Genomic DNA, 18,174 nt, shown 5'->3' on the forward strand with positions numbered 1-18,174 from the left:
CCAAATGATAAAACAATGTATAAGTTTTTCCACCTTATTATATTATATATCGCTTTGGCAAGCCCGGTTTTCCTGTGGGCGCAGGAGTCCTTTACCGACCGCTACAACACTATCTGCATAACAATGGACGAAGGGCTTCCCAACAACTTTGTCGATGACATATATAAGGACCGCCAGGGTTTCCTCTGGATTTCCATGTCGGGCGGCGGACTTTCCAGGTACGACGGCTACGAATTCATCAACTTCAATCCGGTTACCCCGCATTGCCGGCTCAAAAGCAACTTCATACGCAAAGTCCACGAGGACAACTTCCGGCGGCTTTGGGTCGTATCGGAAGGGGGTACGGATATTATCGACCTGGCAACCATGCAGTCCGTACTGCCGCACGACCCCCGGAAAAAGCTGGATACGCTCGTGGGGCAACCGGCATTCATGGTTACGCAAGATGCCAACGGGTGCATCTGGCTGTATTGCGGCAACAGCCTGCACCGCATCGCTTTCCGCACCAATGGAGATATAGAAAGCATTCATTCGCTGGAGGTTCCCAACCCTTACCGGTACGACATCATCTTCAAGGACGTGGAAAACGAGGGAAAAGTATGGATAGGCATCAACGGCCGACTATGCAAGGTAGGCATGACCGCACAAGGCGAACTAAAAGAGGAGCCGGTTGCAGACTGCCTGAGCTTTGCGCCGGATTTATATTTTACAGACTTCATAGCCAAAGAGAACGAGGTATGGATTACCACTGACAAGGGGTTGTACCGATATAACAAGAACGAGAATATAGTGAAGCAATACGTACACGTCCCCGGCAATCCGCATTCCCTTTCGCAGAATTTCCTGAGCTGTCTTGCCGTAACCAATGACAAGCAGTTACTGGTTGCCAGCCTGAAAGGTATCAATGTGTACAACCCCATAAAAGATAATTTCGAGCGTATAAGCGACCAGGTGTCCAACACCGGCAGCAAGCTGCTGAACAGTAATTTCGTTAACTGCATCACCGTAGAGGGGAAACATATCTGGGTAGGAACCGAAAGCGGCGGCATCAATAAAATGACTGCCAAACGCCTGTCCATACAGAATTACCAGTACGACAGCAAGAACCTCCGGACAATCTCACACAATCCGGTGAACGCTATTTACGAAGACCATAGCGGCAACCTTTGGGTAGGTACGGTGGAAGGCGGGCTGAATAAGAAAGCGGCAGGCAGCGACAGCTTCATCCATTATACGCACGAAAGCGGCGCACTTACCCACAACTCGGTAAGTGCCATTACCGCCGACGGGCAAGGAAGATTATGGATTGGCACGTGGGGCGGCGGTATCAACCTTATCGACCCGCAAAATCCGCAGCACAGCATAGAGGCAATCACTGCCGAGAACAAGGACAACTATCCCATAGACTTTATCGGAGCACTGGCATACGACTCTATAAACAACGGCATGTGGATTGGAGCAAACCAGGGATTATTTTTCTACGACCTGGAGCATAGGCAGCTCCGTTCTCCGTTCGCCAACCGTGCAGCCGAAGACATACGCGGCTGCATCGGCTCTATCATAGACAAGGACGGGCAGTTATGGATAGGCTGCCTGGACGGTGTCTATATCATCGACCTGCACTCCCGCCCCGCCTCATCGCCCGACGGAGTTTTCCAGTACCGTCATCTGAAATACAAGCTGGATAACCCGTCCTCCGGACTGATAGAAAAGATATGTTGCTTTTACGAAGCCCAGGACGGTACGCTATGGTTGGGAAGCAACGGCTACGGCATTTACAAACGTATACAAAACGAACGCGGAGAAGAGCGGTTTATCTGCTATAACTCCCTTCACGGGTTACCCAACAACAGCATCCGCAGTATCCTGGAAGACGACAAAGGATGTATCTGGATAGCAAGCAACAACGGGCTGTCGCGCTTTCAGCCTACGGAAAACCGTTTTATCAACTACAGCCGGCAGGACGGGCTTGCCGATACCCGGTTTTACTGGAATGCCTCTTACCGCTCCCGGCACAGTAAGCTCTACCTCGGTACGGTATCCGGCCTGGTTGCCATAGACTGCAACCTGCCTACCGTGCCGGTACAACCCTCGAAAGTCCGCTTCACCCGTCTGAAAGTGGGAAACGAGGAGGTATTTCCCGGCAGCGAGTACCTGCCGCTCGATATTGCCGTGAGCAAGAAAATCCGCATCCACGAACGCGAAAAGTCTTTCTCCGTAGAATTCTCCGCACTCAATTTCGAGTCCGACAATACCGCCACTTACAGCTATCGTCTGCTTGGTTTCGACAACCGTTGGGCACATGTATCCGGCAACCGGCGTTTCGCCACCTATACCAACCTGTCTCCGGGCGACTACACGCTTCAGGTCAAGTACACGCCCTACGACCAGGCCGAGGAAGGGGAAGAGAATATCACGGAACTCCAGATTACAATCCGGCCTTATTTTTATAAAACGGTATGGTTCATGCTGATTACAGTCTTGCTTGCCGCACTCGCCATATGGCAGTTCTACCAGTGGCGCGTACGAAAGCTGAAAGAGCAAAAGGAAAAACTGCACCAGAAGGTGGAGCAGCGTACCCATGAACTGAAAAAGCAGAAGCAACTGTTAGAAGAACAGACCGAAGAGCTGTCCCGGCAAAACCGGATGCTGAAACAACAGAACGAGAAGATTACCCGGCAGAAAGCGCAACTTACCAGGATGACGCGCAAGATACAGGAACTGACGCTGGACAAAATAGCGTTCTTCACCAATATCACACACGAATTCCGTACCCCTATAACGCTGATTATAGGTCCGATAGAGCGTGCGTTGAAGCTAAGCTACAACCCGCAGGTTATCGAGCAACTGCACTTCGTGGAGCGCAACTCCAAATACCTGTTATCGCTCGTCAACCAGCTTATGGACTTCCGCAAAGTGGAGTCGGGCAAACTGGAAATAGTAAAAACGCGGAACGACTTCCGGAAGTTCGCCGACGAGCTGGTAGTTCCTTTCGAAGTCTTTGCCAAAGAAAGGAATATCACACTGAAACGTTATTACCGGATGTCCTCGCCGGAAATAGCCTACGATGAAGAAGCCATGCATAAGGTGCTGACAAATCTGTTGAGCAACGCTATCAAGTTTACGCCCAACGGCGGAAACGTTTCTTTATTCATCGCCCTGTTGCCTCCCGCCGACAACCGCAAAGCCACTCTTTATATTTGCGTAAGCGACACCGGCAGCGGTATTCCCGATGAGGATACGGGCAAGATTTTCAACCGGTTCTACCAATCGCAAGGGCAGGCCAAATATCCCATGTACGGACAGGCGGGGAGCGGTATCGGGCTTTACCTGTGCAAGCGCATCGTACAAATGCATGGCGGTGAAATCAAGGCGCAGAACAACCATACGCAGGGTTGCTCGCTGCGTATTCTCCTGCCTTTGACTCAAGAGGACAACACCGTGGAAACGGCAACCGGCAACAGTCCGCAGCTTACAGCCGCCGATACGGAGCAAACATCCGGCGCTACCGGCAAAGGCTTATCCATTCTGGTGGTAGAGGACAATGCGGACATGCGGGGGTACATCCGCTCCATTCTGCGCGACAAATACAATGTGCTCGAAGCCGCCCACGGAGCGGAAGCCCTGGGCATATTGAACTCGCATGCCGTAGATTTTATCATCAGCGACCTGATGATGCCCGTAATGGACGGCATCGAGCTGTCCCGCCGGGTAAAAGAGAATTTCGCCATTTCCCACATTCCTTTCCTCATGCTCACCGCCAAGACATCGCAAGAGTCGCGCCTGGAAAGTTACCGCATGGGAGTGGACGAATACCTGCTGAAACCTTTCGATGAGACATTGCTGCTTACCCGGATAGAGAATATCCTGGAGAACCGTAGGCGTTATCAAAAGAAATTCGCCATGGCAATGGACGTGGATGCACTGAATATGGAAGAAGAATCGGGCGACAAGAAGTTCCTCAACCGTATAATGGAAGTTATCAAGGCAAACTACAAGAACTCCTATTTCGAGGTCAGCGATTTCTGCGAAGCGGCGGGCGTAAGCAAAAGCCTGCTGAACAAGAAACTGCAGAGCCTCGTCGGACAGTCTGCCGGACAGTTCATACGGAACTACCGCCTGAACATAGCCCGCGAAATGTTACTGAAAAACCGGGAGAACAAAAGCATGAACATCGCGGAAATCGCTTACGAGGTAGGCTTCAACGACCCTAAATACTTTACCAGGTGTTTCACCAAATACTTCAATACGACACCGAGCGCACTGCTCAATGAGGAAGAATAGTTTCGCCGCGGAGGGAATGCCTCTTACTCCGGTGTGTAAACGACGTAACATACCGGAGTAAAAACATGATTCCGCGCAATAAACTGTACTTTTTACACTTAAAATTCGTTTATCCACCTCTAAAATACATTCGTCCACCCTCATTTACGGCATATGCCCTACTTTTGTCATGCAATCGGTACTCAATCCTTCGGGAAAAACCGGGCATTTAAAGTTTAATTTTAATCTTAATATTATGAAGAATGACAAAAGAACAGCTATCGCACCGTACATGGCATCGGCTAAATTCAACCTTCCCCTATTGATTCCATTATATTTATGAAGTATGTAGCCTGACTGCTTCCGGTAACCGGTATCGGATTGTAAGCCGATTCGATGCTATAATATAGTTAACAGTAATCTAATCTATTAATTAAACAACCTTAATACTTTTAAAAATGAGGAAACATTTATTTTTTTCCGTAATGCTCAGTCTATGTGCCTTTGGCGGCATGGCAGTGTATCCTATACCTGCAATGGCTACCGTGGCACAATCTCCGACTATCAAGGTACGTGGTCAAGTTGTCGACGAACAGGGTGAACCCATGGTAGGGGCTACCGTCAAGATTAAAGGCGGACAAGGCGGAACCATTACCGACCTGGATGGAAACTTCCAACTGGAGGTTTCCGGAAACGCTACCCTCCTGATAAGCTATGTAGGTTTTAAGGAGCGTGAAGTGGCTGTCCGCAACCGTGCTATCATTGAAACCATTCGGTTGCAAGCCGACGAGCAGATGCTCGACCAAGTAGTTGTTGTCGGTTACGGTACACAGAAGAAATCCGACTTAACCGGTTCCGTTGCCGTTGTGGATGCGGAAGCCTTAAAACAGACATCCAACTCCAACATCTCCACCATGCTCGAAGGTAAGGTTTCCGGCGTACAAATCACCTCCGACGGACAGCCCGGCGCCGACCCGACTGTCCGTATCCGCGGTGTCGGGTCTTTTGGAGACACCTCTCCCCTTTATGTTATCGACGGTGTTCCTATGGGAACTTCTATCCGCGACTTCTCCTCAAACGATATCGAAACTATCCAGGTACTGAAGGACGCTTCGGCCGCCGCCATTTACGGTTCGCGTGCTGCCAACGGCGTGATTATCATCACCACCAAACGCGGCCAGAAAGACCAGCCGCTGAAGGTGGATTACAACGGCTACTTCGGTGTGGATTATATTCCCAAAGGTGTTTATGATGTAATGGATGCCGACCAGTACAGCCAGTACATCGGCCAGGCATGTGCAAATTCCAACACTCCGCTGCCGTCGGGATACAAGCTCGACAGCGAAACCGGGAAATACCATTTCCAAGATGCCACCAACACCGACTGGTTCGAGGAAGTATTTAAAACGGGTATCCGTCAAAACCATAATGTGAACCTCTCCGGAGGCGGCGCCAACAATACCTATAATATATCATTAGACTACTTCAACCAAAAAGGAACTCTCGAAGGCGCCGGTCCTAACTACGAACGTTACACTGCACGCGTAAACAACACCATGGACACCAAGTTCATAAAGTTCCATACCAGCCTCGTCTACTCTCATTCCGACCAGGACAATATGGGCTTGTCGAATGCTTCCGAATACGTTCAGGGTTTGTACGGCGACGTAACCAATGTGTTGCGCGGAACCTTGCTGATGCAGCCCACTATCAAGGCATACGATTCTTCTACATGGGTACTCGATAACCTGGTGGGAATTGCCAACAACTTTAATTACGACGCCTACGGCTATGGTGTATACTACGATACCGTACATGGCGATATTTCCGCCTCCAACCCGTTGCTGGTAAATAACCTGCTGCAACGTAACACCCGTGTAGACCGTTTCGTAGGAACGGGGTCGGCAGATGTAGATATCTTCAAGATGCTCGGTTTCGACAGTAAAAACCACAAGCTCAACTATAAGATAAACCTCTCTTACAGCAAGACCTTCTGCAAGGACTTTACCTGGATTCCCGCATGGGTACAGAGTAACCGCGTCTATCTGTCCAAGAGCAATGAGCGGCTGACAAAAGGTTCCCGCAACTATTCGGACGCTTTGATAGAGAACGTGCTTACTTACGACGGTACGATAGGCAAGCATCATATCAACGTAGTAGCAGGCCAGACCTACGAAGAAGAAAACACCGACCTGCTGACCGGCTGGGGAATCAACTTTACCGAACCTTATTTCCTCCAGCTCCAGAATGCTTCCGACACGTATTCCGAAAGCTACGATTACAGGCACGGTATCCTGTCCTACATCGGACGTATCAATTACAATTACGATGACAGGTATTTACTCTCGGCAACAGTACGTCGGGACGGCAGCTCCCGTCTGAGCAAGAACATCCGCTGGGGAACTTTCCCCTCCATTTCCGTGGGCTGGCGTTTCGATAAAGAAAACTTCTTCCCCTTCAACCGGGATATCGTGAACATGTTTAAAGTGCGTGCCAGCTACGGTGAGCTCGGTAACGAAAATATCGGCGAGTATATGTACCAGGCTGTCATGTCGCGTAACAACATGACTTACAATTTCAACGGTAATATAGTGACCGGTTCCGCCGTTTCCACTTTCGTGGATAACAACCTGGCATGGGAGAAAAAGAAAACCTACAACGTGGGTATCGACCTCGCTTTGTTCCGCAACCGCCTGGAGTTTACGGCCGAGTGGTACAAGAATACCAGCGAAGACCTTCTGTATGCCGTTCCTGTTCCGGAACAAGCCGGTGTGTCCAACACCACCGTAACGATGAATGCCGCCTCGATGAACAACTCCGGATTCGAATTCTCTGCTACCTACCGCAACCGGGAACATGCTTTCAAATATGAAATATCCGCCAACCTCAGTACGTTGCGCAACCGCGTAACCTCGTTAGGTTTCGGAACCGACTCTTATATCTCGGGAGCTTACATTACCAAAGTGGGCGAAGAAATCGGCCAGTTCTACGGCTGGGTTTATGAAGGCATAGCCCGTACACAAGAAGACCTGGACAACCACGCTACGCAGGAAGGCGCCCAGATAGGCGACTGCCTTTATAAGGATATAAACAATGACGGTAAGGTGGACTCCGAAGACCAAGTCGTACTGGGCAGCGGTATGCCTAAGATTAATTTCGGTCTTAATGCCCGCTTCGAATACAAGCGTTTCGACCTGAGCATCGCAACTTTCGGTGCGTTGAACTATCATGTAAGCGACGACATCTACAACTCGCTTAACTCTTGCTACGGCTGGGGAAACAAAGAAGTGGGTATGCTCGATGCCAACCGCTTTAGCGAAGACGGCAGCACTTATCTTTCCAACGTGCCGCGTACTTATGCCACCAACAGCGCCAGCCTGGCTTGGAATGACCTCTTCAGTTCACGTAAAATCCAGAACGCTGCTTATTGGAAGATTGCCAATGTAGAACTGGGGTACAACTTCCCCAACGAATGGTTCGGCAAATATGTATCCGATGTACGTTTCTACGTGTCGGCACAGAATCTCCACACATTCACCGGTTATCACGGTTATAATGTAGACTATGCAGGCGGGACTTTCACCCCGGGATACAACTTCTGTTCTTATCCTACTGCACGTACTTTCATGTGTGGCATTCATTTTACATTCTAATCATTACCATATAGTACCTAAATACTAAAAACATATCTTATGAAACTAAATAAATATTCACTTGCTCTCATTCTGGGACTCAGTACCCTGACTTCTTGCAGTGACAAATTGGATTTGTTGAATCCCAACCAGCAAACCTCGAGCACCTTCGGTTTTAATGCCGATGACTTGGAGGAGTGCGTGATTGCCGCCTACAACCACATCCGTATGGAAGGTTCCTATGCCCGCGTAGGCTACACTATCGACGTGTGCCGTGGCGATGAAGCCTGGAACTCCTCGCAAGTGTGGTATCTGCCTTTCGACGACCTCAATGCAGAAGTCACTTCGGACGTTACGTGGTGGCCCTGGCGGGAATGGTACTACACTATCAACGTGTGCAACTTCGCCATTTCCCGTTGCGGCGAAGATAACAGCCAACTTTCCGATAAAATGAAACGTATCAAGGGACAAGTGCTTTTCCTTCGCGGTCTGTCGTACTATAATCTGGCCGGTTACTATCAGAATCCGCCCCTTATCACAGATTATGACACCTACTCATCAATGGATGGGCTTTATGGCGCCAACAGTACCTACGATGACGTACTCGACCAGGTAGAAAAAGATTTCCGGGAGGCTATGGAACTGCTGCCTTCCCGCGATGAAGGCGGTGAATGGGCCGGCGGACGCGCCACTTGCGGCGCTGCGGCGGGTTACTATGCCCGCACCCTCATGGTACGCCATAAATACAGCGATGCACTCACAGTACTGAAAGATATCATCAACAAGAAATACGGCACTTACCGGTTAATGGATAACTACGGTGACAACTTCCGCGAAGGCTCGGCATACGAAAACAATGCGGAAAGCCTCTTCGAAGTACAGTTCCTCGACTATGGTTCGCAAGGAACCGACGACGAATGGACACCGGTAAACACAAGCCCCAATGCCACACAAGGGTCGGCTATCGAGAGCAACTTCGCCCCCGGCAACTATGGCGGTTGGGCTGATATCTCGGCTTCACCCTGGCTCTATCATCTTTTTAAAGAAGAGCGCACTACGGAAGGTACACTCGACCCTCGTCTTTATTGGACTATCGGAACCTACGAAACCGACTGGGAGGATTTCGAGTATGGTAATGTAGCTTATACTCAAAAGCTTACAGCCACCGACAATATCGTAACTAACAACACTTACGGCGGCCTGCCTATCGCCAAATTCACAAATCTACGTACCGGCCTGTACAGCACTGTCGTTACAGGCTTGCACGACGGTATCAACCTGCGCCTGATGCGTTACTCCGATGTATTGCTACGTGCCGCAGAATGCGAAAACGAGGTCAACGGTCCCACGCAGGAAGCTATCAACTGGATTAACGAGGTACGTAACCGTGCAGGTCTGGCAGACTTAAAGCTCGAGGATTTCAATACCGCCGACAAACTTTTCGAACAGATAGCCAATGTGGAACGTCCTAAGGAGTTCGGCTGCGAATTCGGCCGTGGTTTCGACCTTATCCGCTGGGGATTCTTCCACGACAACGACCGCTTACAGCAGCTCAAAGAACACGGTACGGTACGCCGCTCTACGGTAGGAGTAAAAAATCCTGTAAAATACAGCGATATAGCAAACGATTCCGAACTGAAGAGCACTTTCGACACTTACTTGCCAGGACACGAATTTCTGCCTATCGTGCAGCAGTTGATGAATAACAATCCGAATTTGAAAGGCAATTCCGCCAATTATAGTACGGATAACTCATCTTATTTCCGCGACAATGGTTGGACAGTACGTCCGGTTACGGATTTGAGCAAATAAAGAAAACCCAACAACGGTTTCTTCCCACTCCGGCTCTTCCGGAACCGGGTGGGAAGAAATATCAATCAGTCACACTCTTTAAATTTAAGACAATGAGAATACTCAAAAAAATAACATATGCTTGCTGTTCCGTAACCTTAGGGTTACTGGCATTGACAGGTTGCGAGGACAACGGACTTTATGACGTAAACGCCCCCGACTGGATTTCCGAGAAGATACAGGAAATCGAAGATTCGAAGAAAGAACCGGAAGAAGAAGTGCTCGAAGGCATGCAGGAAGATGTGTACACTATCGGAAGTACGGATTTTACTTCCGGTTGGTGGACTGCTTTCTCCAAGTATTACGTGATACCCGACGGCGAAAAGTGGAATGCTGTGTTCAACCTCCACATCAACCCGGCCGATAACACGTATTACAAGAACTTCGCTCTTATCATCTCCAACGATGTAGACCGTGGGGGCGAGGGATATGCCGAATACGGAGCTATCCGCTTCGATGTCACAGGCAGCCCCGAAACTTACAATTCCCAATGGGGCGATTATATCGACTACCAGTACATCTCGGGTACGTTGCTTCTCGAACCCGATGCCAATAATGCAGACCCTAACGTACAGAGCCTGGGCGGTAAGGTGACAGTCACCGTAGACCGCACCAGTACAGATGCTTTCACCGTAAAGATGACCAACAGCGTAGCCACCAAGACTTACGAGCAACCATACAAGGAAACAAACCTGAACGCAGATGCGAGCAATACCAATATCCGCTGTTTCCTGGTTCCCGAGGGTTCTTACATCGACTTCCAGCAGACCAACATCGTTCCTATCGACGGCCTTACATCTGCCGCAGACAAGAATCCGATATCTATGAAGCTGCAAAACGTACCCGAACAAGTCCCCATGGGCACTCTGCTCGAAGAAGCCATGGCCAATGTATCGGCCGTTGTTACCTTCGAAGAGGGAGTAACCAAAACCGTACCGGCTTCCGAACTCTCTATCTCCGCTATCCCCGATATGGAGCAACCGGGCGAAAAAAATCTTGTGGCTGTCTATAACAAGACCTTTAAAGGCGAGAATTGCGGACAACCGATTATGGCTTATGCTACTTTTGTTCTCGTGGGAGAGATTGTATCTATCGAGGTGACTACCCAGCCTTCGCATACACAGTACTATTATTACACCTCCAAAGCTACCGAAACCTTGACAGACCGAACGCTGGCCTTCGACCCGACCGGTATGGTGGTTACGGCAACTTACGACGACGGAAGTTCAAGAATCATTGAGAACACGAAGCTCAGCTTCTCTGCCATTCCCGCGAAAGCAGGCTCTTCGACCGTTACCATTAGTGCCGGAGAAAAAGCCTCCACAACGGTAGGAATTACCGTTTCCGAGTCCGCAGTTTCTACAGTGAGCTACACGGGGCACACAGTAGGAGCCGAAGATAACTCAGCGGCCTTTAAGGGAGATTTTTCTGACAACTTCAAGGTATCTGTGGGAGAAACAAAGTCCATTACCTTCACCAACTTCAGTAATCTGGGAGCAAACTGGAACAACTTCCTTGTGTCTCTCCGTAATGCCAATAATGACGAATATGCATTTGTTCGTGCCGACGACTGGGGAGACGGTAACGGATATGGTGCCTGCGTTCACAGCGGAACACAAGGAGACTGGGCTACTTGGCTTGCCGGTATGAATGGAGCCCAAGTTACGGTTTACGTAACCAACTGCGGCAATAGTACTGCCGACATTCAGGCAGTAATGAAAGGTACTACCGGTACAACTTCCACTCAGTATTATTTGGGCATCAATACCATAGTTCCCAATGACCTGTACTTTGCATTGTCTGTCGAGGGAGCTCATCTCGTTTTCTAATGAAAAAGAATAAATTATCATCCATACCGTTCCTCTTTGTCTGAGGAACGGTATGCCCCTTAAAAAATTACCAATCAAATGAAAAAGCTAACATTTTTCTTTATATCCCTGCTGACGGTCTGCGTTTTCACGGCTTGCTCCGACGGACTGGACAATATCGAATACAATAGAAACAGCGATATAACCATAGCCGCTCCCGAAGTAACTGCAATTACAAGCACTTCACTAACCGTTAATTCATCGGTCACCGGCAACCTGAACAACGTAGCCAAGAGAGGATTCTGCTATAGTGTAAATGCCCAAAATCCTACTATCAAAGACAATGTAGTGGAAGCGGACGAAAATTTCAGTGCAACTATCTCCGGCTTAATGGGCAATACGACTTATTACATACGCGCATACGTTTACGGCAACAGCCATTACACTTACTCGGAAACAGTTACATCGACCACAGCAGCCCAAAGCCTTGAAGAACAACTCAAGAGCTACGTGGCTCCGGCATACGAAGATTATTATGTAAATATCTCCGACTGGTCTAACCGTACCCAATGGAATTTGAGCAACGTACACGACCCGACAATAGTCTTGGCCGAGGACGGATATTATTATATGTATCAAACCGATGCCTCGTATGGCGATGCACATGCCGCAGGCGGACATATCCACGCACGACGCTCGAAGAATTTAGTAGACTGGGAATATCTGGGCGGAACCATGCGAAGCCTGCCAGAGTGGGTTATTCCCAAACTGAATGAAATTCGTGCTACTATGGGGCTGGCTGCCACCACAGCCGTTGAAGCGACTTTCGGTACTAACTACTGCTGGGCTCCTTGTGTACGGAAAGTCAGAAACGGTTTGTACCGTATGTATTACTCCATAGTCTGTCCCGGTACGCTGAACGGTAACGGTACATGGAGCGAACGCGCTTTTATCGGTGTAATGGAGAACGACAACCCTGCCAACAACGACGGCTGGGTGGATAAAGGTTACGTCATTACCAACGCATCGGACAAGGGATTAAACTTCAATGTCGCCTCGGACGATTATGCAAACTGCTACTACAAATGGAACGCTATCGACCCCTGCTATATCATCGATAACGACGGAAGGCATTACTTAGTCTACGGCTCCTGGCACAGCGGCATAGCCATAGTAGAACTGGATGCAGAAACCGGCAAGGTAAAAGCCGACCTCCCCACTCCTTGGAGTAACGGCGATGAAGGTATCGCCGCCTATGGACAGTTGATAGCCACCCGTAGAATGAACGACCGCTGGCAAGCTTCGGAAGCTCCCGAAGTGATTTACCGCGACGGATATTACTACCTGTTCCTGGCTTATGATGCGGTAGGAGTACCTTACAATACCCGTGTAGCACGTGCCACTAATATTGCCGGTCCGTACCTGGGTATGGACGGTACGAATGCTACTGCAAACGGAGGTGACATCTTACCCGTAGTGACCCACCCGTATAAGTTCAATAATAGCCACGGTTGGGTAGGCATCTCGCACTGCTGTATCTTCGACGACGGAAACGGCAACTGGTTTTATGCCTCGCAAGGCCGGTTCCCGGAAAATGTGGAAGGAAATACGTACAGTAACGCCCTCATGTTGGGACATGTACGCAGCATCCGCTGGACTAAGGACGGCTGGCCTTTGGTTATGCCCGAACGCTACGGAGCAGTTCCCCAGGTAGCTATTACCGAAGAAGAACTCATCGGAAACTGGGAGCACATAGACTTGTCTTACAACTACGGAATTCAAAAAGAATCGGTAACCATGACACTGGCTGCCGACCATACCATAACCGAGGGAACATGGAAAGGCGGTACATGGAGCTATGATGCAGAAAACCAAATTCTGACAGCCAACGGTATCGACCTTTACCTGCAACGCGAAACAGACTGGGAGGCCAGTCCGAGAACGCATACCATAGTTTACGCCGCCTACGGAAACAACAAGACCTACTGGGGAAAGAAAATCAACTAATCCTCCTTCCCTATACATACCGGATAGGAACGGAAAAGACATGAGCTGCTCCCGGCCGTACACAGAGCCGGACTCTGCATACGGCCGGGACAGCTTTCAGTATACGGCTCAGACCACTCTCCTCCCCTTCTAAAAGCGTTTCTGGGCAAAAAAATCTTATTTCGATGCAGATTCTTTTACATTTTATGTTACACAACATACTAAAGTGTATATATTACACTAAATAAAAGTGTTACTTTTACACCCGAAATAAGATAAGAATCTAATTTTCAAACAAAATAACACCATGAGAAATCACATTATTCTTGCCGGAATAGCTACATTGATGTTAGCTTCCTGCACACAGAAAAGCCAGACGGAACTTACTCTTTCCGGTCTTGACCCGACAAAATTCCAGACAGTAGTGAACGATGCCCAGACCAATCTTTACACATTGAAGAATAAGGCAGGCATGGAAGTATGTATCACCAACTTCGGCGGACGCATCGTATCTGTTATGGTTCCCGACAAAAACGGGGAAATGCAGGATGTGGTTCTCGGTTTCGACAGCATAGCCGACTACATCAACGTTCCGAGCGACTTCGGTGCATCTATCGGACGCTACGCCAACAGAATAAACCGGGGAAAAATAGTATTGGACGGAGATACAATCCAATTACCGCAGAACAACTTCGGACACTGCCTGCACGGAGGTCCCAAAGGGTGGCAATACCAGATGTACGAAGCCAACCCCATTGATGAAACGACCCTGGAACTGACACGCTTCTCTCCGGACGGCGACAACAATTTCCCGGGTAATGTAACAGCCAAAGTCCTCTTCAAGCTGACGGACGACAATGCCATAGACATTAAATACAGCGCGACGACAGACAAGAAAACGGTTATCAACATGACGAACCATTCTTACTTCAACCTGTCCGGCAACCCCTCCAAAGCAGCCACAGACCATATCCTGTATGTAAATGCGGATAACTATACTCCTGTAGACAGTACCTTTATGACTACCGGAGAGATAGTGACCGTAAAAGACACACCCATGGACTTCACTACTCCGAAAGCAGTAGGACAAGACATTGCCGACTTCGATTTCGTACAACTTAAAAACGGCAACGGCTACGACCACAACTGGGTGCTGAACACCGGCGGAGACATCAAACAGCTCGCTGCCAAACTCACCTCTCCCGAAAGCGGTATCAGTGTAGAAGTCTACACCAATGAACCGGGTATACAGGTGTACAGCGGCAACTTCCTGGACGGGAGCGTAAAAGGCAAGAAAGGCATCGTTTACAATCAGCGTGCTTCCGTATGCCTGGAAACACAGCATTACCCCGACAGCCCCAACAAACCGCAATGGCCGTCCGTAATCCTGGAACAGGGACAGACTTACAACAGCGAATGTATTTTCAAATTCTCGGTAGAGAAATAGTAGAGAAATAAATAATAACCTTTTAAATCATTATTATCGTGGGAACATTAGATTGGTTAGTCATCGGAATCTTTTTCCTGGCTCTGATAGGTATCATTGTTTGGGTCGTCAAACAAAAACAAAACGACTCCGCTGATTATTTCTTAGGTGGACGCGACGCTACCTGGCTTGCCATTGGTGCATCTATTTTCGCATCCAATATTGGTTCGGAACACTTAATCGGACTGGCAGGCGCCGGTGCATCCAGTGGTATGGCAATGGCGCATTGGGAAATACAAGGCTGGATGATTTTAATTCTGGGCTGGGTATTCGTACCGTTCTATTCGCGAAGCATGGTATTCACGATGCCCGAATTCCTGGAACGCCGTTACAATCCGCAATCGCGTACAATCCTCTCCGTTATTTCATTAATCAGCTATGTGCTGACAAAAGTAGCTGTAACCGTATATGCCGGCGGCCTGGTATTCCAGCAGGTATTCGGTATCAAAGAATTGTGGGGGATAGACTTCTTCTGGATTGCAGCTATCGGCCTGGTTGTGCTGACGGCGCTTTATACCGTCTTCGGCGGCATGAAATCCGTGCTTTACACATCGGTACTGCAAACCCCTATCCTATTGCTGGGGTCGCTTATCATCCTCGTACTCGGTTTTAAAGAGCTGGGCGGCTGGGAAGAAATGATGAGTATATGCGGTGCGGTCACCGTCAACGAATACGGAGATACCATGACCCAGCTCATCCGCGACAACAACGACCCCAATTTCCCGTGGTTAGGCGCGTTAGTAGGCTCGGCGATTATCGGTTTCTGGTATTGGTGTACCGACCAGTTCATCGTACAGCGTGTACTTTCCGGAAAAAATGAAAAAGAGGCGCGCCGCGGTACTATCTTCGGTGCATACCTGAAACTGTTACCGGTATTCCTGTTCCTGATTCCGGGTATGATTGCCTTTGCACTGCATCAGAAATACATCGGAGCGGGCGGCGAAGGTTTCCTTCCCCTGCTCGCCAACGGTACTGCCAATGCAGACGCAGCTTTCCCCACCCTGGTAGCCAAACTGCTCCCTGCCGGAGTGAAAGGGCTGGTGGTTTGCGGTATCCTTGCCGCACTGATGAGTTCGCTGGCTTCCCTGTTCAATTCGTCGGCCATGCTCTTCACAATCGACTTTTACAAACGCTTCAAACCGGAAACTCCGGAAAAGAAGCTGGTAGGTATCGGACAAATCGCAACGGTGGTTATCGTGGTGCTGGGTATCCTGTGGATTCCTATCATGCGTAGCGTAGGCGATGTTCTTTACACCTACCTGCAAGACGTACAATCCGTATTGGCTCCCGGTATTGCCGCCGCATTCCTTTTGGGTATCTGCTGGAAACGTACTTCCGCCAAAGGCGGTATGTGGGGACTGATTGCCGGTATGATTATCGGTCTTACCCGCCTGGGGGCAAAGGTATATTACAGTAATGCAGCGGTAACGGACAGCTCCTTGTTCAAATACCTGTTCTACGATTTGAACTGGCTGTTCTTCTGCGGCTGGATGTTCCTGTTCTGCATTATCGTGGTAGTCGTAGTGAGCCTGATGACCGAAGCGCCGAGTGCGGAGAAAATACAAGGCCTGGTATTCGGCACATCCACACCCGAGCAGAGAGCTACCACACGTGCCAGTTGGAACCACTGGGATATTATCCATACGGTAATCATCCTGGGTATCACCGCAGCATTCTACTGCTACTTCTGGTAAAGCCCACCCGTATGGGAAAGTATCGATATACATGAAACGAATCCTGTAATCAGAGTAAAATATAATATATGAGTAATTACTACAGTTCCAATCCTAAGTTCTACGTCGGTATCGACTGTATCATTTTCGGCTTCAACGAAGGCGAGTTGCACCTGCTGTTGCTGAAAAGGAATTTCGAACCGGCAATGGGCAACTGGTCGTTAATGGGAGGCTTCGTCCAGGAGAACGAAAGCGTGGACGACGCCGCCAAACGGGTGCTTGCCGAACTGACCGGACTGGACGATGTATATATGGAACAAGTCGGTTCCTTCGGCGCTATCGACCGCGACCCCGGCGAACGGGTTATCTCCGTAGCCTACTATGCGCTGGTCAATATCAACGAATACGACAAGGATTTAGTGCAGCAGCACAATGCTTTCTGGGTAAACATCAATGAACTGCCACCGCTGATTTTCGACCACCCGGCAATGGTGGAGAAAGCACGTACGCTGATGCAGCAGAAGGCATCTACCGAACCTATCGGCTTCAACCTGCTGCCCCGGCTGTTCACACTCTCGCAACTGCAAAGCCTGTATGAAGCCATTTACGGCGAAAGTATCGACAAGCGGAACTTCCGCAAGCGAATAGCCGAAATGGACTATATAGAAAAAACGGACAAGATTGATAAAACAGGTTCCAAACGCGGTGCAGCCCTGTACCAGTTCAATGAAAAGGCATACCGCAAGGCGCCGAAGTTTAAAATTTAATCATTATGTTAGAAGAACTGAAAGAAAAAGTATTTCGTGCCAACCTCGATTTGGTGAAACACGGACTCGTAATCTTCACATGGGGAAACGTATCGGCTATCGACCGTGCCACGGGACTGGTCGTCATCAAACCCAGCGGAGTAAGCTACGATGATATGAAGGCGGAAGACATGGTTGTCGTAGACCTCGACGGCAACGTAGTGGAAGGCAGCCTGAAACCCTCTTCCGACACTCCTACCCACGTAGTGCTTTACAAGGCATTCCCGGAAATCGGCGGCGTGGTGCATACGCACTCCACCTATGCCACCGCCTGGGCACAGGCCGGTTGCGACATACCCAACATAGGAACCACCCATGCCGATTATTTCCACGACGCCATACCCTGCACCGGCGATATGACAGAGGAGGAGGTAAAAGGAGCGTATGAGCTGGAAACCGGCAACGTAATCGTGAAACGCTTCGAAGGGCTGAACCCCGTTCACACCCCCGGAGTGCTGGTAAAGAACCACGGCCCCTTCTCCTGGGGAAAGGACGCCCACGATGCGGTACACAACGCCGTAGTCATGGAGCAGGTGGCTAAAATGGCGTCGATAGCCTATGCCGTCAATCCGCACCTGACGATGAATCCGCTGCTCGTAGAGAAGCATTTCAGCCGGAAGCACGGACCGAACGCCTATTACGGGCAGAAATAAAGTATTAACGTATAAG

The 18,174-nt window shown here is 49.4% G+C and carries 9 protein-coding genes; all 9 read left to right on the forward strand.

Translation table 11 applies throughout. From position 1 onward, the window contains the following. Positions 1-15 precede the first annotated feature (15 nt). The 9 genes from C233_RS0111935 to C233_RS0111975 all read left to right on the forward strand — a co-directional run bounded on the left by C233_RS0111935 (position 16) and on the right by C233_RS0111975 (position 18,158). The gene (locus tag C233_RS0111935; protein WP_018667819.1) at positions 16-4,284 is read left to right on the forward strand and encodes a hybrid sensor histidine kinase/response regulator transcription factor; all 4,269 of its coding nucleotides are present in this window, start codon (positions 16-18) and stop codon (positions 4,282-4,284) included. Between the two features lie 437 nt (positions 4,285-4,721). Further along, positions 4,722-7,916 (forward strand): SusC/RagA family TonB-linked outer membrane protein, encoded by a 3,195-nt coding sequence (locus C233_RS0111940; protein WP_026314845.1) that lies wholly within the window; start codon positions 4,722-4,724, stop codon positions 7,914-7,916. Positions 7,917-7,955: 39 nt separating this feature from the next. After that, on the forward strand, positions 7,956-9,707 hold the full coding sequence (locus tag C233_RS0111945) for a RagB/SusD family nutrient uptake outer membrane protein (protein ID WP_018667821.1): 1,752 nt from the start codon (positions 7,956-7,958) through the stop codon (positions 9,705-9,707). Between the two features lie 92 nt (positions 9,708-9,799). Next, positions 9,800-11,575, forward strand: a complete 1,776-nt coding sequence (locus C233_RS0111950) for a bacterial Ig-like domain-containing protein (RefSeq protein WP_018667822.1) — start codon at positions 9,800-9,802, stop codon at positions 11,573-11,575. Positions 11,576-11,653: 78 nt separating this feature from the next. Beyond that, on the forward strand, positions 11,654-13,561 hold the full coding sequence (locus C233_RS0111955) for an arabinan endo-1,5-alpha-L-arabinosidase (protein WP_018667823.1): 1,908 nt from the start codon (positions 11,654-11,656) through the stop codon (positions 13,559-13,561). A gap of 286 nt (positions 13,562-13,847) precedes the next feature. Next, a complete protein-coding gene (locus tag C233_RS0111960; RefSeq protein ID WP_025068762.1) occupies positions 13,848-14,987 on the forward strand; it encodes an aldose epimerase family protein in 1,140 nt (379 codons plus the stop codon). Positions 14,988-15,025: 38 nt separating this feature from the next. Further along, a complete protein-coding gene (locus tag C233_RS0111965) occupies positions 15,026-16,720 on the forward strand; it encodes a sodium:solute symporter (protein ID WP_018667825.1) in 1,695 nt (564 codons plus the stop codon). Between the two features lie 68 nt (positions 16,721-16,788). Continuing rightward, on the forward strand, positions 16,789-17,466 hold the full coding sequence (locus C233_RS0111970; protein ID WP_018667826.1) for an NUDIX hydrolase: 678 nt from the start codon (positions 16,789-16,791) through the stop codon (positions 17,464-17,466). Between the two features lie 5 nt (positions 17,467-17,471). Continuing rightward, complete coding sequence (locus C233_RS0111975; RefSeq protein ID WP_018667827.1) at positions 17,472-18,158, forward strand: L-ribulose-5-phosphate 4-epimerase; 687 nt, start codon at positions 17,472-17,474, stop codon at positions 18,156-18,158. Positions 18,159-18,174: the final 16 nt, after the last annotated feature.

The sequence above is a fragment of the Bacteroides gallinarum DSM 18171 = JCM 13658 genome (genome assembly GCF_000374365.1).
Taxonomy (GTDB): domain Bacteria; phylum Bacteroidota; class Bacteroidia; order Bacteroidales; family Bacteroidaceae; genus Bacteroides; species Bacteroides gallinarum.

What these genes read in the sequence shown, in the direction of transcription:
- C233_RS0111935 (WP_018667819.1), top strand. Translation starts at nt 16, where the DNA reads ATGTATAAGTTTTTCCACCTTATTATATTATATATCGCTTTGGCAAGC.
- C233_RS0111945 (WP_018667821.1), top strand. Translation starts at nt 7,956, where the DNA reads ATGAAACTAAATAAATATTCACTTGCTCTCATTCTGGGACTCAGTACC.
- C233_RS0111970 (WP_018667826.1), top strand. Translation starts at nt 16,789, where the DNA reads ATGAGTAATTACTACAGTTCCAATCCTAAGTTCTACGTCGGTATCGAC.
- C233_RS0111975 (WP_018667827.1), top strand. Translation starts at nt 17,472, where the DNA reads ATGTTAGAAGAACTGAAAGAAAAAGTATTTCGTGCCAACCTCGATTTG.
- C233_RS0111950 (WP_018667822.1), top strand. Translation starts at nt 9,800, where the DNA reads ATGAGAATACTCAAAAAAATAACATATGCTTGCTGTTCCGTAACCTTA.
- C233_RS0111960 (WP_025068762.1), top strand. Translation starts at nt 13,848, where the DNA reads ATGAGAAATCACATTATTCTTGCCGGAATAGCTACATTGATGTTAGCT.
- C233_RS0111940 (WP_026314845.1), top strand. Translation starts at nt 4,722, where the DNA reads ATGAGGAAACATTTATTTTTTTCCGTAATGCTCAGTCTATGTGCCTTT.
- C233_RS0111955 (WP_018667823.1), top strand. Translation starts at nt 11,654, where the DNA reads ATGAAAAAGCTAACATTTTTCTTTATATCCCTGCTGACGGTCTGCGTT.